General features: G+C 34.4%; 23 protein-coding genes. 7 read left to right on the forward strand and 16 right to left on the reverse strand.

The window, feature by feature from the left end; genetic code table 11:
• The first annotated feature begins 116 nt into the window (after positions 1-116).
• The 4 genes from OLD84_RS09865 to OLD84_RS09880 all read left to right on the forward strand — a co-directional run bounded on the left by OLD84_RS09865 (position 117) and on the right by OLD84_RS09880 (position 3,719).
• On the forward strand, positions 117-1,454 hold the full coding sequence (locus OLD84_RS09865) for a D-serine ammonia-lyase (protein ID WP_209461530.1): 1,338 nt from the start codon (positions 117-119) through the stop codon (positions 1,452-1,454).
• A gap of 50 nt (positions 1,455-1,504) precedes the next feature.
• Positions 1,505-1,921 carry a PH domain-containing protein gene (locus tag OLD84_RS09870; RefSeq protein WP_209461186.1) on the forward strand — a complete coding sequence of 139 codons (417 nt, stop codon included), beginning with the start codon at positions 1,505-1,507 and terminating at the stop codon, positions 1,919-1,921.
• A gap of 35 nt (positions 1,922-1,956) precedes the next feature.
• The gene (gene cysK, locus OLD84_RS09875; RefSeq protein WP_209461185.1) at positions 1,957-2,880 is read left to right on the forward strand and encodes a cysteine synthase A; all 924 of its coding nucleotides are present in this window, start codon (positions 1,957-1,959) and stop codon (positions 2,878-2,880) included.
• A 467-nt stretch (positions 2,881-3,347) separates the two neighbouring features.
• Positions 3,348-3,719 (forward strand): VOC family protein, encoded by a 372-nt coding sequence (locus tag OLD84_RS09880; RefSeq protein ID WP_209461184.1) that lies wholly within the window; start codon positions 3,348-3,350, stop codon positions 3,717-3,719.
• A gap of 218 nt (positions 3,720-3,937) precedes the next feature.
• On the opposite strand, the gene OLD84_RS09885 is transcribed toward OLD84_RS09880, so the two are convergent.
• Positions 3,938-4,072, reverse strand: coding sequence for a hypothetical protein (locus OLD84_RS09885; protein WP_264917477.1), 135 nt, complete (start codon positions 4,070-4,072; stop codon positions 3,938-3,940).
• A gap of 297 nt (positions 4,073-4,369) precedes the next feature.
• Here OLD84_RS09885 and mce point away from each other — a divergent pair, with 297 nt between their 5' ends.
• Positions 4,370-4,801, forward strand: a complete 432-nt coding sequence (gene mce, locus OLD84_RS09890; RefSeq protein ID WP_209461183.1) for a methylmalonyl-CoA epimerase — start codon at positions 4,370-4,372, stop codon at positions 4,799-4,801.
• 423 nt (positions 4,802-5,224) lie between these two features.
• Here mce and OLD84_RS09895 read toward each other — a convergent pair whose 3' ends face one another.
• Positions 5,225-6,754, reverse strand: coding sequence for an FAD-dependent oxidoreductase (locus tag OLD84_RS09895; protein ID WP_209461182.1), 1,530 nt, complete (start codon positions 6,752-6,754; stop codon positions 5,225-5,227).
• A gap of 121 nt (positions 6,755-6,875) precedes the next feature.
• On the opposite strand from OLD84_RS09895, the gene OLD84_RS09900 reads away from it, so the two are divergent.
• A complete protein-coding gene (locus OLD84_RS09900; protein WP_209461181.1) occupies positions 6,876-7,160 on the forward strand; it encodes an acylphosphatase in 285 nt (94 codons plus the stop codon).
• Positions 7,161-7,206: 46 nt separating this feature from the next.
• On the opposite strand, the gene OLD84_RS09905 is transcribed toward OLD84_RS09900, so the two are convergent.
• The 11 genes from OLD84_RS09905 to OLD84_RS09955 form a co-directional block, all read right to left on the reverse strand.
• Positions 7,207-7,443: a ferredoxin family protein gene (locus OLD84_RS09905; RefSeq protein WP_209461180.1), complete on the reverse strand. Its 237-nt coding sequence runs from the start codon at positions 7,441-7,443 to the stop codon at positions 7,207-7,209.
• Between the two features lie 89 nt (positions 7,444-7,532).
• Positions 7,533-8,084: a histidine phosphatase family protein gene (locus tag OLD84_RS09910; RefSeq protein ID WP_209461179.1), complete on the reverse strand. Its 552-nt coding sequence runs from the start codon at positions 8,082-8,084 to the stop codon at positions 7,533-7,535.
• A gap of 118 nt (positions 8,085-8,202) precedes the next feature.
• Positions 8,203-8,406 carry a DUF6501 family protein gene (locus OLD84_RS09915; protein WP_209461178.1) on the reverse strand — a complete coding sequence of 68 codons (204 nt, stop codon included), beginning with the start codon at positions 8,404-8,406 and terminating at the stop codon, positions 8,203-8,205.
• A gap of 71 nt (positions 8,407-8,477) precedes the next feature.
• Positions 8,478-9,437, reverse strand: coding sequence for a peptide-methionine (R)-S-oxide reductase MsrB (msrB, locus tag OLD84_RS09920; protein WP_209461177.1), 960 nt, complete (start codon positions 9,435-9,437; stop codon positions 8,478-8,480).
• Positions 9,438-9,522: 85 nt separating this feature from the next.
• Positions 9,523-9,963, reverse strand: coding sequence for a VrrA/YqfQ family protein (vrrA, locus tag OLD84_RS09925; protein ID WP_209461176.1), 441 nt, complete (start codon positions 9,961-9,963; stop codon positions 9,523-9,525).
• 350 nt (positions 9,964-10,313) lie between these two features.
• A complete protein-coding gene (locus tag OLD84_RS09930) occupies positions 10,314-10,532 on the reverse strand; it encodes a YozE family protein (RefSeq protein ID WP_209461175.1) in 219 nt (72 codons plus the stop codon).
• A gap of 13 nt (positions 10,533-10,545) precedes the next feature.
• Positions 10,546-11,310, reverse strand: coding sequence for a twin-arginine translocase subunit TatC (gene tatC, locus OLD84_RS09935; RefSeq protein ID WP_209461174.1), 765 nt, complete (start codon positions 11,308-11,310; stop codon positions 10,546-10,548).
• A 65-nt stretch (positions 11,311-11,375) separates the two neighbouring features.
• A complete protein-coding gene (tatA, locus tag OLD84_RS09940) occupies positions 11,376-11,573 on the reverse strand; it encodes a twin-arginine translocase TatA/TatE family subunit (protein WP_209461173.1) in 198 nt (65 codons plus the stop codon).
• Positions 11,574-11,596: 23 nt separating this feature from the next.
• Positions 11,597-11,803, reverse strand: coding sequence for a twin-arginine translocase TatA/TatE family subunit (locus tag OLD84_RS09945; RefSeq protein ID WP_209461172.1), 207 nt, complete (start codon positions 11,801-11,803; stop codon positions 11,597-11,599).
• Positions 11,804-11,927: 124 nt separating this feature from the next.
• Positions 11,928-12,416, reverse strand: coding sequence for a dihydrofolate reductase (locus tag OLD84_RS09950; protein WP_209461171.1), 489 nt, complete (start codon positions 12,414-12,416; stop codon positions 11,928-11,930).
• A 28-nt stretch (positions 12,417-12,444) separates the two neighbouring features.
• The gene (locus OLD84_RS09955) at positions 12,445-13,401 is read right to left on the reverse strand and encodes a thymidylate synthase (protein ID WP_209461170.1); all 957 of its coding nucleotides are present in this window, start codon (positions 13,399-13,401) and stop codon (positions 12,445-12,447) included.
• Between the two features lie 133 nt (positions 13,402-13,534).
• Between OLD84_RS09955 and OLD84_RS09960 the strand changes: the two genes are divergently transcribed.
• On the forward strand, positions 13,535-14,641 hold the full coding sequence (locus tag OLD84_RS09960; protein ID WP_209461169.1) for a C40 family peptidase: 1,107 nt from the start codon (positions 13,535-13,537) through the stop codon (positions 14,639-14,641).
• Positions 14,642-14,779: 138 nt separating this feature from the next.
• On the opposite strand, the gene OLD84_RS19320 is transcribed toward OLD84_RS09960, so the two are convergent.
• From OLD84_RS19320 to OLD84_RS09970, 3 genes are read right to left on the reverse strand one after another with little or no spacing between them, the layout of a single operon-like run.
• The gene (locus tag OLD84_RS19320; protein WP_319962240.1) at positions 14,780-15,028 is read right to left on the reverse strand and encodes an HD domain-containing protein; all 249 of its coding nucleotides are present in this window, start codon (positions 15,026-15,028) and stop codon (positions 14,780-14,782) included.
• A gap of 28 nt (positions 15,029-15,056) precedes the next feature.
• Entirely contained in the window at positions 15,057-15,365 is a 309-nt protein-coding gene (locus OLD84_RS19325) for an HD domain-containing protein (RefSeq protein ID WP_319962242.1), read from the reverse strand.
• Positions 15,365-17,038 carry a formate--tetrahydrofolate ligase gene (locus OLD84_RS09970; RefSeq protein ID WP_209461168.1) on the reverse strand — a complete coding sequence of 558 codons (1,674 nt, stop codon included), beginning with the start codon at positions 17,036-17,038 and terminating at the stop codon, positions 15,365-15,367. The genes OLD84_RS19325 and OLD84_RS09970 overlap by 1 nt, the downstream gene beginning before the upstream one ends.
• Positions 17,039-17,283: the final 245 nt, after the last annotated feature.

Genomic DNA, 17,283 nt, shown 5'->3' on the forward strand with positions numbered 1-17,283 from the left:
GAGACGTTTTTATATAGAAAGACTAATTTATAAATTGACCCTTTCTTGTTTTTTTGCAGCATCAAATAGGGTATACTGTATATTGAGTTACCAATTAAGGTAAAAAGGGTGAAGTTATAGTGTTTTCAGCAAAAGAGTTGTCAACTTGGAAGGAAAAACATCCATTATTGAAGCAGATAATAAATGTAGAACCAGTTACATGGTTAAACTCGAATTTAAAAGAAAGTAAACATATTCCTAAATTACCTTTTACCAAAGCAGACATCTATGAAGCAGAAAAATTATGGACTCGGTTCACTCCATTTTTGAAAAAGGCTTTTTCTGAGCTTGAAGATACAGATGGTTTTATTGAATCTCCTCTAAAAGAGATTGATGAGTTAAAGATAGCCCTAGAAAATACTTATGATTCAAAAATAGATGGAAAACTATATTTAAAAATGGATAATGAACTCCCGATTGCTGGATCAATTAAAGCGAGAGGTGGGTTTTATGAAGTTCTTCACTATGCGGAAACTTTAGCGATAGAGAATGGACTTATTAATTACAACGAAAATTATGAAGCGTTTTTAACTGCTGAATTTAAATCATTTTTTCAACAGTACGCAATTGGTGTTGGTTCGACAGGCAACTTGGGCTTAAGTATTGGAATAATGAGTGCGAAGCTTGGTTTTAATGTGTCGGTTTATATGTCTGTAGATGCGAAACAATGGAAAAAAGATTTACTTCGCGAAAAAGGAGCTACCGTATATGAATTTTCCGGAGACTTCAGCGAAGCTATTTATGCAGGACGACAGGAAACAATAGCGGATCCGAAAGGGTATTTCGTAGATGATGAAAGCTCAAAGCATTTATTTCTAGGCTATAGCGTAGCGGCATTAAGGTTGGAAAAACAATTGGAAGAAAAAAGTATTAAAGTAGATGCAGATCACCCGTTATTTCTTTACCTACCTTGTGGGGTTGGCGGATCTCCAGGTGGAATTGCTTTTGGCATGAAGATGATTTTTGGGGATCACGTGCATTGTTTCTTTGTAGAGCCAACTCATTCTCCGTCTGTTTTAATAGGACTGTTAACAGGAGAAAAGGAGAAAGTAAGTGTACAGGATTTTGGTATTGATAATCGCACAGAAGCAGATGGATTAGCTGTTGGTCGACCATCGAGCTTTGCGACGTCTATTAGTGATCATTTAATAAGTGGTATCTACACGGTGGAAGATGATGAATTGTATAAGTTACTTACTATGCTTGCTGATTACGAGAATATTTATGTAGAACCATCCGCCACTGCTGGTCTTATAGGACCACAACAGGTATTGAGCTCAGATTATATAAATAAGTATGGCCTGGATAAAGATAATGCAACTCATATTGCTTGGGCAACAGGAGGAGATCTTGTGCCAGAATCGGATATGAAGCAGTTTTATCAAAAGGGGAAATCAGTGCTGAACCGAGCATAGAAGTAGAACGAAGAAAATATAGTTGATACAAACTATAGGAGGCTTGAAATATGCATTTCCCTTCGAAGAGAGACTTATGGATGACGATGGTATTGTGGGGGATAGCGTTAGTAGGAGTTATTATGCCTATTGTGAATGGCGAAATGATCGCATTTTTATTTCTATTACCGTTGTCCGCACTCTTATTATGGTTTTGGTTTAGTACAGGCTATAAAATAGAAGATGACATAATTAAGATACGTTATGGCCCAATCAGAATGAAAGTACCTATAAAAAATATACTAATTATAAAGAAAAGGAAAAATCCGTTTACAGCGCCAGCGTTGTCGGTAGACAAGTTGGAGTTAGTCTCTGGTCGATTTGATGTTATTTCTATTTCTCCTGAAAATCAAGAGGAATTTGTAAAATCCGTCTTAAAAGTAAATGATGAAATTAAATTAGATAGCCGAATAAATGTTAAGGAATAATTTTTTAGCATAGGAAAGAAGGTTGTTTTTACGTTATGAGAGTTGTACAAGATATTACGGAATTAATCGGAAATACCCCACTTGTAAAACTAAATGAAGTTGTACCGGATGAAGCTGCAGAAATTTTTGTGAAGCTTGAGTCATTTAACCCCAGTAAAAGTGTAAAAGATCGTGCTGCATATAACATGATTAAGACAGCAGAAGAAAAAGGCTTGATCAAACCAGGAGATACTATTATTGAACCTACTAGTGGAAATACTGGAATAGGGTTAGCGATGATTGCTGCAGCAAAGGGTTACAAGGCCATTTTAGTTATGCCTGACAATAGTACATTAGAAAGAAGAAATATATTGAAGGCATACGGTGCTAAAGTTGTATTGACGCCTAGTGATGAAAAAATGCCTGGAGCAATAAAAAAGGCGCTTGAACTACAAGAAGAAATTCCAGGTAGCTATATCCCACAGCAATTTGAAAACGAAGCAAATCCAGCTATCCACCGTACAACTACAGCACATGAAATTTATGAACAAATGAACGGGAGGATGGACGGTTTTGTTTGTACTTCTGGAACAGGAGGCACAGTAACTGGAACTGGAGAGGTTTTAAAAGAAAAAATTCCAGGTATACATATTGCAGTGGTAGAGCCAGAAGGCTCCCCCGTATTATCTGGAGGGAATCCAGGCAAGCATATGTTGGTAGGTACAAGTCCTGGATTTGTACCAGAAATTCTTAATACGGATGTTTATGATGAAATCATTCAAATACTCGATGACGAAGCTGTGGAAATGTTAAAAAAACTCGCACAAACGGAAGGGATATTTGTTGGCCCTTCAGGAGCTGCAGCTATTTTTGCAGCAATTAAGGTTGCGAAGAAGTTAGGAAAAGGGAAGAGCGTAGTATGCATTGCACCAGACTCAGGCGAGCGATATTTAAGTATGAATTTGTTTGATAATGATTAGAATTTTATAGAAAAAAGGTGTTAATAAAATGCATTTTATTAACACCTTTTTTCATTAGGAGAAGTCATCTCTTGTTACGTCGTAATTACTTAATCTCCTTTGAAATAAATTAAGTCACCGTAATTTATTTCAAAGGAAGATTGGAATAAATGAATTTTTAGAATATCTATAAACTCAAAGAGAGTGCTCAAAACGAGTTTTGTTAATTTCTATTTTGATTTAATTACCATATAATAAAATTTGCAGATGAATTAGGAAGTGCAGTGTGTTGAGGACATTTGGAATTAATTATCAATCTGCAGCAAAAAATATTGTAAAAGGGCAAACAATTCCAGAAGAAGCCATGAATTAATTCATGGGTCGATTCACATAAAAAATAATTATCAACCTTTATAATATATAGGTATTTTACCTTATTGATAAGATTATGTAAGATGAAAGTATAGATTACTATGGAGGGGTTTTATATGCTATTTTCGTTTAAAAAAATTGACCATGTTCAACTAGCTGCACCAGAGGGGTCAGAAAACATCGCAAGAAAATTCTTCACTGATATTCTAGGTTTTGAGGAAGTGGAAAAACCGAAAACATTAAAAAAACGAGGTGGGGTGTGGTTTTCATTTGGTGTTAATCAACTTCATATAGGAATTGAAGAACCATTTTCACCAGCTAAAAAGGCACATCCTGCATTTGAAGTAGAAAATATCGAAGAATTAAAAAATCATTTGGCAAATAATGAAATCAAGTATGTTTTAGATAATAACCTTCCTGGTGCGAATAGAATATACGTCGACGACCCATTTGGGAATAGAATTGAATTATTAGAATGGCGAAATTGAAAAAGACAGGTGATAATTCTAATGGGGGAAGAGAGTCAAATAAACGATGAATGAGATGTATCTATCATTCGGCAAATGATAGGACGAGTCTGTCGTATCAGACTCATCCGATTACCATCGTCAAGTCAGCATTAAAAAGACAAAAAAGGTGATCAGCTAATGTGCCGTCTGACTCGCCGAGCATTAGGTTATTTATTTTAATGCTGAAGACTAAGTGACTACAGTTTAAGACGTTTAAGATGTTCCCGTTTAACATCCCAATAATAAATGGATGGAAGCCCTCTATATATCCAAAATTCATGTACTAGAGAAGAACCTACAAATAGTATCATTTGCCAATCCAGATCTTTCATAACAATTCCTCCTCGTATTAATTAGTTATATTAACGAGTAAAGTTGTCTAAGAACAATTATTGCAATTGCAGTTGTTGGATCTCACAATATGTGGAAGGGTTTAAATAATATGCATGTCAACTATACACGTGTTTAAATTTCAAATCGATTAGAAATCGGCATTGCTGTTCTAAGCGCTATCGTTCGGTAATGTGCATTTTATTGTTTAGAAAGACTGATAGTATTTTTGCGAATTAGTTATTAAGACAAATATCTATATGATAAAATAAAAGCATTATGAAATAAGGAGAATATATATGGATTATAAACTGGATCATATTGGTATTGCTGTTCGAAATTTAGAAGAAAGTATAAATTTTTATGAAAACATACTTGGTGCTAAATTAATTGATCGGTACAGAAGTGAATCAAAAGGTGTAGAAAGTGAAATTGCAACTATGGAAATCAATGGGAATCGTACCGAATTACTCTCACCGACTAACAATACGACCTCTCCAATTGCCCGTTTTTTAAAGCAGAAAGGAAAAGGTGTTCACCATATCGCTTATTACGTTAATGACCTTGATGAGGCGTTAGAAGATTTAAAGCATAAAGGAATTCGCACATTGGAAGAAACGCTTCGCATTAACCAACATGGAAGACGATTAATTTATTTGAATCCAGCTGATACAGAAGGAACAATTATTGAATACTGTGATTATCCGAATCAAGAAAATAAAATAGAATGAGCCATAAATGTTTGGGAGAAATTAGGGCTTGTTGAATTTGTTTCAGGTATTTCAGGTAGTGGAAGGGCAACTAACATTAAGAGTAACAGAACAGGTGCTAATCCACGAACATTTGAGTGTCTCTACTATGATTTGAACGAATGTTTTTCTGTAATAAAGCATGACGAATAATTATGGTCAAGTTGAAAAAGAGAGTGCTTAATAATGATTGTTATAGAATCCAAGACGTTTTCTTATTGTTCATTCGAAATCCAAAACGGGTTTACATAATATTTATTATAGGAAGTTGATTTAAAATCATTAAATTTCATCTCAATAAAAAGTATACTCTAGATAGTGAGATAGAATTGAAATTTACGCTATAAAATTCATTTGAATTTTATAGCGTATTCTAATAAACATATTATTCAGCCGTGGGATTTTTTACATTTCATTCTCTACTTTTGCTAACGGTTCTGTAGCTGGGCCTTCAACAACATCTCCAGTATATGAAAACCTTGATCCATGACATGGACAATCCCACGTGCGTTCGCCTGAATTCCAGTCAACTTCACATTTCATATGTGTACATGTTGTATCTACCATGTGGAGTTCTTTATTTTTATCTTTGTATACGCCAGTGCGTTTTCCGTTAATTCTTGTAACGGTTGCATCATCAGCAGAAAGCTCATCAATATCATTCTTCTTAAAATCCAGTTTTCCTTTAATCATGTGTTTTGCTACATCTGCGTTTATTTTACTGAATTCTTTTACTGCTGGATTAGCCTCAATTCTAGATGGCGAGTATAATGCTTTATATGGGTTATCTTTTTCTAAAATGTGGTCACTTAAAATTTTTGCTGCAATTGTGCCATTAGTCATGCCCCATTTGCGAAAACCAGTTGCCACCAATACAGTGTCCTCATCTTCTTTAATCGGCCCAATATATGGCACTTTATCAAGTGTTGTTAAATCCTGTGCTGACCACCGATAGACCAATTCATCAATACCTATATGTTGTTTAGCAAATTCTTTAAGTTCGTTGTAATGCGTAATTGTTGATTCACCTTGACCAGTTTTATGGTTTTCCCCACTAATTAACCACAGGTCCTCTCCATTAATGGATGTGCTGCGTATGGATCTTGTAGGAGATTCTGCATTTATGTACATGCCACCAGGAAATTTTTTGTTTGATTTAATGGCCGTAACATAAGCTCTTTCAGGGTACATTCGCGCAAAAAAGAAACTTTGCTTATCATAAAACGGGAAATGTGATGCGGAAATAACATAGTTACATGTAACACGTGGGCCATCGCTAGTAATAATTGTAGGTTGCTTGTTGTATTCCAAATCTTCAACCATTGTCTGTTCAAAAAATTGCACGCCAAGTTTTTGGCATTCCTCAGTTAATTCTTTTAAATACTTTAATGGATGAAATTGTGCTTGGTCTTTCATAATTAGTGCTGATTTCATCGGTATATTTAATGGTATGTTTTCTGTTAATTCGCTATTTATTTTAAGTTGATCATAGGCCTTCTTTTCATTTTCCAACTTGTTGATGTAAGATTCAGTATTCGTGTATAGATAGGCATCTTCTCTTTGATAATCACATTCAATTTGGAGCTGATCAATTGTTTCTTTAATAAACTGTTTAGCTTCTGTAGCAGCTTGATAATAAAGTGAAGCTTTTTCAATACCTGAGTTTTGAATGATTTCATCATATATAAGCCCATGCTGTGCAGTTACCTTAGCAGTTGTGTAACCTGTTGTCCCATCTAATATTTCACCTGCTTCGAATAATGCAACATTTAAATTTTGTTTTCCTAATAAATAGGCTGCTGTTATTCCTGTGATGCCGCCGCCTACAATTCCTACATCTACTTTCATAGACTCTTGTAATTTTGGGAATGTTGGCAGGTTTACAGACCTACGCCAATAGGATTCAGGAAATTCTGGTAGTTGTGAGTTAGTCAATATATGTCTCCCCTTCTTAAAAGTATGGATACTACTATTATTCACTTATTGTAGTTGTTTTATGTAAAGCTTTATCGTTTTAAAACTTCAAGTAAAGGTTATATAGTAGAGTGAGGCAGAAATGATTAGAGGTGGTAAAATCAATAAATATTTGATAGTAAGTGGTCGTGTACAAGGTGTTGGTTTTAGATATTCAGCTGCACAAAAAGCGAAGGAATTGCAGCTTAGTGGTTGGGTTCGTAATAAAATTGATGGTACAGTAGAGTTGGAGGTTGAGGGTGACGAAAATAAAATCAATCACTATATTGATGAAATGAACGCTGGTTTTAATCAATTTATTCAAGTAAAGGATATCAAAGAGATTACTTATCAAGAAAAGGGATATAATAATTTTTCAATTAAATAAATAGAAAAGAAAGCCACTAATCATGTTTACAGTGGCTTTCTTTGTTTTATTCCTCAAAAAATTTACGATTTATTTCAATAAATTCATGTTCTTTTTCTGGTACCTCATCTTCCATATAGATAGCCTCAACAGGACAAACTGCTTCACATGCTCCACAGTCGATACAGATATCTGGATCAATATAAAACATGTCTTTCCCTTCCTCTATACAGTCAACAGGACAAACTTCCACACATTCCCCTGATTTTTCTTCTATACACGGTGATGTAATTACAAAAGCCAAGTAAATTCCTCCTCATAACTATGATCCGTGCAATCATTATAACGTATTATTGCTCAAAAACGAAAGATCATTCTTTTGATTGAATTTTATTAAGCATTCCATAAACATTCAATTGTCGATGTGTCCGTATTATAGTTAATTAAATAGATATCTGGATTTTGTAGTTCTTTCCATTTTTCAAAACCAAAATTACCATCGTATTGCTGCAATAATAAAGCCATTATATTACCATGACTCACTATAATTACGTTTTTGATGTTGTCATCTGAATAAATCGATTCAAGTACTGTATTTGCTCGTTGAATGGCATCTTTAGCTGATTCACCACCAGGTAATGCGAAATTATGATCATTAAAAGACTGCTCCAAGACTTCTATCCAATCGTCAATTGGTTCATCACTTAATATCCGTTCACTTAATCGATCATCTATTTCAATCTCAGAGCTCGATTTTGTAGCAAAGGGTTTGATACTTTCTATTGCCCGTAAATATGGGCTTGAGATAATTTTGTCAATTGCAATGTTTTCTTTACTAAAAAAATTCGAAAGTAGGTGTGCCTGCCTCATACCAATTGTTGTTAATGGTGAATCTTTATGTTGACCATCAGCAGAACAATGACGAACAAAATAAATTTTTTTCATTTTAATTCATTCCCTTTTGTGTGGATTTGGCGAGCCCTAATCAAATTCTAAATAGCAATTAAATTATAACACTAATCGACATCGTTAATCTATAAAAGTAACAGGAAATTATCTCGTACTATAGTTCCTTAAAATAATATTTAAGAAATCCTCCTATTCGATTGCTATTATCATTAATGAAATAAAACTCATCTGTTTCATTTTTAACATCATATTTTTTACCTGGTGTTAATTTATCATGAACTACAAATTTTTTCGCATCAGCATGTACACATTCAATTTGTTTTATCGTTTCTCTATTCTCCCAGTCTAAATGAATCATATTATACCCTCTTTCTGCAGTAACTTAATACCTTTTGTTTACAAAGTTGTAAATCGTCAATTCCTTAAAGTTTATTTGAAAAGATAAGAGTAATTACCATATCCTTCATCAGCCATTTTATCTTTAGGAATAAATTTCATAGCAGCTGAGTTCATACAATAACGCAATCCTCCCGCTTCTTTTGGACCATCTTCAAAAACATGGCCAAGATGAGAATCAGCGTTTTTACTTCTGACTTCCGTGCGAATCATGCCATGTGTTTTATCGGTTTTTTCTGTGACTTGATAATTATCTACTGGTTTTGTAAAGCTTGGCCAACCACAGGCCGCATCAAATTTATCCTGTGAAGAGAATAATACATCTTTAGAAATAATATCAATATAGATCCCTTCTTCTTCGTTATCCCAGTACTCATTTTGATATGGTGTCTCGGTGCCACTCTCTTGTGTGACATTATATTGTATAGGAGTTAATTTTGCTTTCAACTCATTTTTGTCCCATTTTTGTTGCCAATTATTTTTTATAAAGTCTTCCCTTCCAGATCCTTTTTTATATAATTGATAATGAAACGACTGTTTTTTATAATAATCCTGGTGTTCAACTTCTGCAGCGTAAAAAGTTTTAGCTGGGATAATTTCAGTTACAACTGGTTTGGAGAACTTTCCGCTTGTCTCTAAATCTTGCTTAGACTGCTCTGCTATTTGTCTTTGCTCTTGATTATGATAAAATATTGCCGTTTGATAAGACTCTCCTCTATCATTAAATTGTCCATTAGGGTCGGTAGGATCTATTTGCTGCCAAAACGTATTAACAAGCTGCTCATATGTCATTATTGTTGGATCAAATGTAATTTGTACAGCTTCCAAATGACCTGTTGTGTTTGTGCAAACTTGTTCATACGTAGGATTCTCAACTGTACCTCCTGTATAACCTGAAACGACATCTATTATACCTGGGCGCTCGTCAAACGGTTCTACCATACACCAAAAGCATCCACCAGCAAATGTTGCTATTTCTCTATTTGAACTCATATATAATTAATACCTCCAGTGTTTTTTTATCCTACACTCTATTTTTTCGTTTATAGACAAAAAAATCAAGTTCTATGCCTCGTATTTAGATAAATAGTTTCGGTATTGACTCACCACTATCCTTTTTAGGCTCAAAATCTTCTTTATCGTCTATTGTATTTTCTTTATTTTCTGTTATGTCTTCTTCTTCTGTTTGATCTTTCTTTATTTCTTTATTATCATCCGTACTTTCAATATCCTTAAACGCCTTCATCATTTTATACATCGCAGGTAGGTTTTTAACCATTGGTCCATATTCCTGTACTAGTGGCGTTGTAGTTTCAACCATTTTTAATACCTGCTGGACATTATTTAATGTATTTGATAGCCCACCTACCCCTTTGTTCACTAATCCAGCGGTTGATTGATTCTTAAATAAATTCTGTAGTATATTATTACTGCTTGTTGGATTAGGATTATTTAAACTTCTATTTGGGAACATTAAATTATTTGCAGTATTTCTGGGGTTTTGTGTTGGAAACAACATTTTTTAGCCTCCTCCTTCTTATTGGTGAAGATCATTTAGGTTATTGTACGTGATCATTAATAATGCGTGTAGGCTATCGTTATAAGATTCGATGTTTAAATTTTAAAAGAAATAATGTTTGGGTATTTCCCGGGCAACCGCAGAATCTAACAAGATCTTCACTTTTAAAATTGCTTGTTGGAGAAATCGGGAGAATAATGACGATTTTTAATGGATTATATAACTGATGTAAGTAGTAATAATTATTAGTTAATTGATCAAACGTTTGTTTAAATTTTAGTTGGTTCATACATTACACTGTTGTACCAGATTAAAAATGGCGCTTGAAGGTAAATTCCAGCGCCATTACGTTATTCATTGCTTAAATTATATAATTCCCATATTTCATCGAATACAATTAATGCATTAGAAAAAGGGCTATTCCATTCTAAATAGGAGCTTATTTCATCATAGTCATTTGAGTATTTAGGAAAACCATGATCAAAAAACACCCAATCCGCTAGATAGCTTTGATCATCTGGCTGTTTCTTTCCTCGAAACGTCATTAAAAATTGGTAAAAAGATCGCAATTTATTCACCCCATCATTCAACACGATCACTTTCCATAAATTCTTGCTGTTTCTTTAGTTTCTTACGATATACCACTGAAGACAAGTAAATACTAATTTCATATAAGAATAATAATGGTATAGCTATAACAATTTGCAGAATAAAATCTGGTGGTGTCACGATTGTTCCAACAATAACCAATAATAAATAGGCATACTTTCTATTCTTGCGCATAAAGTCTGGTGATAAAATTCCTATTGTTGTTAAGAACATCGTAATAATTGGTATCTCAAATAGGACTGCAAATGGTAATGTCACACGAAATAAGAAACCAAAGTATCTCTCGATCGTGAACATTTCATTAAACATACCGTCATTTAGTGACAGTAAAAAGGGTAAAATGAGTTGAATAAACATAAAATATCCAAAAACTAATCCGGCAAGAAACAACAGGAATGTAGCTGGAATATATGCTAAAGATGCTTTTCTTTCCTTAGAGGTCAGTCCTGGTTTGATAAATGCCCAAACTTGATAAAACAAGAGAGGAATGGTACCTGCAATTGCTACTATTCCAGCCATTGAGAAATAAATCCATATAATTTCTCCTGGACTGATAACATGTAGTTCAAAATCCAAATCGTTCACAAAGAACCAATAAATATCTTGTACAAAAATAAAACCAACAATAAAAAAAGCAACAAAAAAAACAGCCGTGACAATTAGTCTGTTTCGTAATTCTGATAAATGTCCAGTAAGATTCATTTCTTTATCACTTGATTGTATATTGTCATCAACCATTATTCCACACTCCTATGTATAAACAAAAGAAGATGCAAGGTTATGTACCTTACACCTTTCACTTATCACTTTTTAGTTGATGTGTGATCATCATTTTTATTTGGAGAATCGTCATCAGATATAATGTCCTTGGTAGCATTTTTAAATTCTTTTAATGAACTTCCAACAGCTTTTCCGATCTCTGGTAATTTGGAAGGTCCAAAAACGATTAATGCTATTATTAGAATTAGTATTAACCCAGGGATGCCTATACTACTAAACATTTGTAATCACTCCCAAAAGAACTTTACTTATTTTCTTTTCCATTAATTATTTCTTTTGTCTCGTTTATTTCATCTGTAACATCACTAGTTAAGTCTTTTGTAGAACTCTTAAATTCACGTAAAGTTTGTCCTGCTGCCTTCCCGATTTCTGGTAACTTTTTTGGTCCGAAAATTACCAACGAGATAACCAGTATTAAAATTAAACCAGGAAATCCAATACTTGAAAACATTTATTACACCTCTTTTAAAGTTGACATTATTATAATATGTGTTTTTTAACTCTATATACTTGTTCGACTATAGTTTAACACGTTTTTCTTTTAATAAACAAGCTCCACCTATTCCTTTAATCCGTTATTTTCGATCATATTGAAAAAAATAATAGTCATAAGGGTTTTTATCGTCCTTTTCTCCTTTTACTTTTGATGTTACATGCCACTCATATTCAGAGAAAACCGGGAAATAGATATCACCTTCAAAGGATTCATCTATTAACGTAATATACATGCGATCAGCAATATCTATTACTTGTTTGAAAATTTCTCCACCGCCGATAACAAAAAATTCTTCTTCAGGATTAGCACGGTTCCATTCTTCTACAGTTTTTAAATCAGTAATCACTTCGACTTCATCTGGAAATTCAATGTTTTTCTTTGTGATTACAACATTTTTTCGGTTCGGTAATGCCCCGTTTAGTGAATCATACGTTTTTCTCCCCATTATAATGGTATGGTGAGTTGTTTTATCTTTAAAATAACGAAAATCCTTCGGCAAATGCCATGGCAAGTCATTATTCAGGCCAATAATATGATTGCGATCCATTGCTAACATTAATGAAATCATTATTGAATTCCTCCCATTTACTTTTTGTTTAGACTGCGATTGGTGCTTTGATAACCGGATGCGGGTTATAATCAATTAAATCAACGTCAGTTAGTTCAAAATCAAAAATAGACTTCTTTTGTTTGTTAATTTTAAGTGTCGGAAGCTCTCTAGTTACACGTGCAAGCTGTGTATTAATCTGCTCCACATGATTTGTGTAAATATGTGCATCGCCTAGCGTATGAACGAACTCTCCTACTTCCAAATTCGTTTCATGTGCTATTAAGTGTGTTAATAATGCGTAACTTGCAATATTAAAAGGCACGCCCAGAAAAACATCAGCACTTCGCTGATATAGCTGACATGACAATTTCCCCTCAGATACATAAAACTGAAACAGTGTATGACATGGTGGTAACGCCATACTAGGTATATCTTCAGGATTCCATGCAGAAACAATATGCCTACGAGAATCAGGTTTTGAACGTATGGATTCAATGACTTGTTTTAATTGATCTATCGTATCATTCTTAGAAGTTTCCCACTCTCGCCACTGTTTCCCATATACAGCACCTAAATCCCCAAATTCATTAGCAAAATCATCGTCATGGAGTATTTTTTCCTTAAAACGGCTCATTTGTTCTTTATATTTTTCGTTAAAGTCAGGATCCTGTTGACTTCTATTTCCAAAATCATCCATATCCGGACCATTGTATTTCTCACTTTTTACCCATTTTTCAAAGGCCCATTCATTCCATATATTATTGTTGTTCTCAAGTAGATATCGAATGTTTGTATCCCCCTTAATAAACCAAAGCAGCTCACTTGCGACTAGTCGAAACGGCACTTTCTTTGTCGTTAATAAAGGAAATCCATCACGTAGATCAAATCGCATTTGATGACCAAATATAGAATAAGTACCTGTGTTCGTGCGATCTTCTTTCTTTATACCATTATTTAAAATGGATTCACATAATTTTAAGTATGCCTGTTCACCTGTCACCACAAAATCTCCTCCGCTTATTACGCATAATCGCTTTTATTACATTGCATACATTGTAACATAAACGTAACTCATAACGTACATTTTTCCACATAAATCTGTATAAGTACAGTCACAAAAGAAAGGGGATATTTGCATGATAAATGGTACTGTAGAACATGTAGTAAAAAATTCACTCCTCTATAGCTACGTGTTGGCACAACCGTTCGTTGCTTATGTTGAAGCATCTCCTGCAATTCAAAATAAAATACTGTTGGAATCTGAACAACTGCAATATGGACAGCATGGTGAATCGGTACGGGTGTTACAGCAAAAACTTAATAAATTGTCCTATTATGACGATGAAGTTGATGGTGATTATGGTCTATTAACCGAACATGCGCTGAAAAAATTTCAGGAAGATAATAGTGTGATAATCGATGGTCAGGCAGACAAAGAGACCTTATATGCTTTAATAAATGTGGAGCTAAAACAATACTTAGATACGATAGATAAATTGTCGGAAACCATATATCCTGGTATGCACAGTGACGATGTAAAAGTTGTACAAAAAGCATTAGAATACTTTGGTTATTATGAAGGAGAAATAGACGGTATATATGGTCCTCTTACTACAAAAGCATTAGAAATTACAGAGGAAGAACATGATATTGAGTTGACGGAAGAAATTACGCAGGAAGACTTGGAAGCATTATATGGTACAGCAGTTACAGAAGAACAGGAAGATGAAGTAGAAGAAGAATCAGAAGTAGAAGAAATGGAGGAAGAAACGGAAACAAACGAGGGAGTAAATGAAATTGATAAAGACATAGAAGAAGAAAAAAACGTAAAAGAAGAGGATGAGGAGACAAAAGAAAAAGAGATAAAAAAAGCTGAAGTAAAGGGTGCAAATGGAAACAATGTCGTTCAAGATGCACGATCATTAATAGGGACCCCTTATGAATGGGGTGGTGATACGCCTTCTGGTTTTGATTGTAGTGGTTTTATACAATATATTTTTGAACAGCAAGATATAACGCTGCCAAGAACAGTGAGTGAAACTTGGAACTTTGCACAGTCAGTAGACAGACCATCAGTTGGAGATCTTGTCTTCTTTGAAACTTATCAACCAGGACCTTCACATATGGGCGTTTATATAGGAGACGGAAAATTTATTCATGCCGGATCCACGAATGGAGTAGAAGTAAGTGAATTAGGTAGTTCATACTGGGAATCGAAATATATAGGCGCCAAGAGAATCTAAAATAAGGTTTGGCTGAGGCTCTACTGAGACAGTTCTGCTACGTTTTGATAAATAATAGGCGGGAAGAAAATGCAGAGTGTGTGCATAGAATTACTAAAAACAATCCACCCCAGGACGACCATAGGTTGGATTGTTTTTTTACCACTCTTTATAAAATTGTTCTAAAAATTTTATCATAAATTCATGTCGTTCGTAAGCAATTTCTTTTGCTGCTGTAGTGTGTAATCTATCTTTCAATTTGAATAACTTATCATAAAAATGTTGTATAGATGTATCATCCCCTGGTGTATCATAAATCAGCTGTCCTTTTGCCCCACCATATGCAAAAGTTCTAGCAATACCTATTGCACCTATCGCATCGATTCTATCTGCATCCTGTACAATCATTCCTTCAAGTGTCCTGGGGGTGTGTCCTTTACTGAACGAAACCTCTTTGATAGCTGCTTGAATATCGAGTATTTCTCCAAGGTATGTTAATAGATTCTAAGAAGCTACACATGTCTTCTATGGCACGAACGGGATTGGAAAACAGCTTCGGATCTCCAATATCATGAATCCATGCAGCAGATTCTGTTATAAAAATATCTGCTGGTTCCTTTATTGCAATTTCTTTAGCTATTCTTGTTACGCGTTTCATATGAAAATAATCATGACCAGTAGAATCATCGTGAAAATGCTTGTATACATATTCTTCTATAGCTTGTAATTGTTTCTTTTTGTCCATTAAAATAAACCAACAACTTTACCTTCTTTGGTTACATTCATATTAAGTGCGGCAGGCTTGGCAGGTAAGCCTGGCATTGTCATAACATCTCCAGTTAAAACGATCATAAAGCCAGCACCTATTGAAGGCTTAACCTCTCTAATGGTTATAGTAAATCCTGTTGGTCTACCTGTAAGTGTTGGGTTATCAGATAGTGAATATTGAGTTTTTGCCATGCAAATTGGCAAATCCCCCCACCCTTTTTCTGTATAAAATGTTACTTGCTCTTTCGCTTTAGGAGTTAACTCTATATCATCAGCACCGTAAACTTTTTGAGCAATTTTTCTCATTTTTGATTCTAACGTTTCTTCCAATTTATAAAGGTGGTTAAACTCTTTATTATTATTTTCTTCTGTTTTCGCTATAACTTGTTCAGCTAAATGAGTCCCGCCTGCTCCCCCATTTTCCCAAACATCGGTTAATGCTGTATCAATATCTCTTGATTCACACCATGTTTGAATTAAGTCGGTTTCAGCTAATGTATCTGTTGGAAATTTGTTAAGCGCAACGACAAATGGTAAACCAAATGACTCGATTGTTTCGATGTGTTTTTTTAAGTTTTCCATGCCAGCGTTTAATGCATCAAGATTTTCTTCTTTCAAATTATCTTTCATAACTCCTCCATGCATTTTTAAAGCGCGAACAGTAGCAACTATTACGACCGCATCCGTATCAAATTCACCAACTCGTGATTTAATATTAAAGAACTTCTCAGCACCCAAGTCTGCACCGAATCCTGCTTCTGTTACTACGTAATCTCCCAATTTAGCAGCTGTTTTTGTTGCCATAATGCTGTTACATCCATGTGCAATGTTGGCAAATGGCCCACCATGAATGATAGCAGGTGTATTTTCAATCGTTTGTACCAAATTAGGTTTAATCGCATCCTTCAATAATAAGGTTAACGCCCCTTCTACCTGTAAATCTTTAACTGTAATTGGTATATCTTCGTATGTGTATCCAATCACAATTTTAGAGATTCTTAATTTAAGATCATCGAGACTAGTTGTTAAACATAATATGGCCATTATTTCTGAAGCAACTGTAATATTAAATCCGTCTTCTCTCGGAACTCCCCGTTTAGGCCCACCAAGCCCAACAACCGTTTGTCTCAATGCACGATCATTCATATCCATCACACGTTTCCAATCAATTCTACGGGGATCGATATTCAACTCATTTCCACGATGAATATGATTATCAATCATTGCAGAAAGTGCATTATTGGCACTGGTTATAGCATGAAGATCACCGGTGAAATGTAAATTAATATCTTCCATCGGGAGTACTTGAGAATAGCCACCGCCCGCAGCTCCACCTTTCATTCCCATTACGGGGCCTAGGGATGGCTCACGTAGAGCAATAACCGATTTTTTGCCGATTTTATTTAGAGCTTGTCCAAGTCCAACAGTTACTGTAGACTTCCCTTCTCCAGCTGGAGTGGGATTAATAGAAGTTACTAATATTACCTTTCCATTTGGTTTATCTTTGAGTTTGTCTATAAGCTGATCAGACAATTTTGCTTTAGAATGACCATGTGGCTCCCAATCTTCTTCATTTAATTGAAGATTCTCAGCTATCTCTTGGATTGGTTTAAGCGTAGCTTGTTGAGCAATTTCAATATCTGTTTTCATATCCAGTGCTCCCTTCTTGTTTTATCTACTAATAGTGTACATCTTCTTGTGCTTTATTTCACTTTTTTTAAAAGAATTTATTGAATAAATTTTATAGTATAAAAAATAAATTACTAACTAAAAATATATGTTAATTTCTTGACTGAAGTAGGTAAATAAGCTATATTAAGGACAAGCAAAGAAGATGCATGGAATCATTAGCGACAGGTAGCTTCTATAGAAGTGGATGTAGTAATGATCCTAAA

The organism is Virgibacillus natechei (assembly GCF_026013645.1).
Lineage (GTDB): Bacteria > Bacillota > Bacilli > Bacillales > Amphibacillaceae > Virgibacillus_L > Virgibacillus_L natechei.

What these genes read in the sequence shown, in the direction of transcription:
- OLD84_RS19325 (WP_319962242.1), bottom strand. Translation starts at nt 15,365, where the DNA reads ATGGACAAAAAGAAACAATTACAAGCTATAGAAGAATATGTATACAAG.
- cysK (WP_209461185.1), top strand. Translation starts at nt 1,957, where the DNA reads ATGAGAGTTGTACAAGATATTACGGAATTAATCGGAAATACCCCACTT.
- msrB (WP_209461177.1), bottom strand. Translation starts at nt 9,437, where the DNA reads ATGAGTTCAAATAGAGAAATAGCAACATTTGCTGGTGGATGCTTTTGG.
- OLD84_RS09950 (WP_209461171.1), bottom strand. Translation starts at nt 12,416, where the DNA reads ATGATTTCATTAATGTTAGCAATGGATCGCAATCATATTATTGGCCTG.
- tatC (WP_209461174.1), bottom strand. Translation starts at nt 11,310, where the DNA reads ATGGTTGATGACAATATACAATCAAGTGATAAAGAAATGAATCTTACT.
- OLD84_RS09885 (WP_264917477.1), bottom strand. Translation starts at nt 4,072, where the DNA reads ATGAAAGATCTGGATTGGCAAATGATACTATTTGTAGGTTCTTCTCTA.
- tatA (WP_209461173.1), bottom strand. Translation starts at nt 11,573, where the DNA reads ATGTTTAGTAGTATAGGCATCCCTGGGTTAATACTAATTCTAATAATA.
- OLD84_RS09870 (WP_209461186.1), top strand. Translation starts at nt 1,505, where the DNA reads ATGCATTTCCCTTCGAAGAGAGACTTATGGATGACGATGGTATTGTGG.
- OLD84_RS09970 (WP_209461168.1), bottom strand. Translation starts at nt 17,038, where the DNA reads ATGAAAACAGATATTGAAATTGCTCAACAAGCTACGCTTAAACCAATC.
- mce (WP_209461183.1), top strand. Translation starts at nt 4,370, where the DNA reads ATGGATTATAAACTGGATCATATTGGTATTGCTGTTCGAAATTTAGAA.
- OLD84_RS09880 (WP_209461184.1), top strand. Translation starts at nt 3,348, where the DNA reads ATGCTATTTTCGTTTAAAAAAATTGACCATGTTCAACTAGCTGCACCA.
- OLD84_RS09915 (WP_209461178.1), bottom strand. Translation starts at nt 8,406, where the DNA reads ATGATTCATTTAGACTGGGAGAATAGAGAAACGATAAAACAAATTGAA.
- OLD84_RS09945 (WP_209461172.1), bottom strand. Translation starts at nt 11,803, where the DNA reads ATGTTTTCAAGTATTGGATTTCCTGGTTTAATTTTAATACTGGTTATC.
- OLD84_RS09910 (WP_209461179.1), bottom strand. Translation starts at nt 8,084, where the DNA reads ATGAAAAAAATTTATTTTGTTCGTCATTGTTCTGCTGATGGTCAACAT.
- vrrA (WP_209461176.1), bottom strand. Translation starts at nt 9,963, where the DNA reads ATGTTGTTTCCAACACAAAACCCCAGAAATACTGCAAATAATTTAATG.
- OLD84_RS09960 (WP_209461169.1), top strand. Translation starts at nt 13,535, where the DNA reads ATGATAAATGGTACTGTAGAACATGTAGTAAAAAATTCACTCCTCTAT.
- OLD84_RS09900 (WP_209461181.1), top strand. Translation starts at nt 6,876, where the DNA reads ATGATTAGAGGTGGTAAAATCAATAAATATTTGATAGTAAGTGGTCGT.
- OLD84_RS19320 (WP_319962240.1), bottom strand. Translation starts at nt 15,028, where the DNA reads ATGATTGTACAGGATGCAGATAGAATCGATGCGATAGGTGCAATAGGT.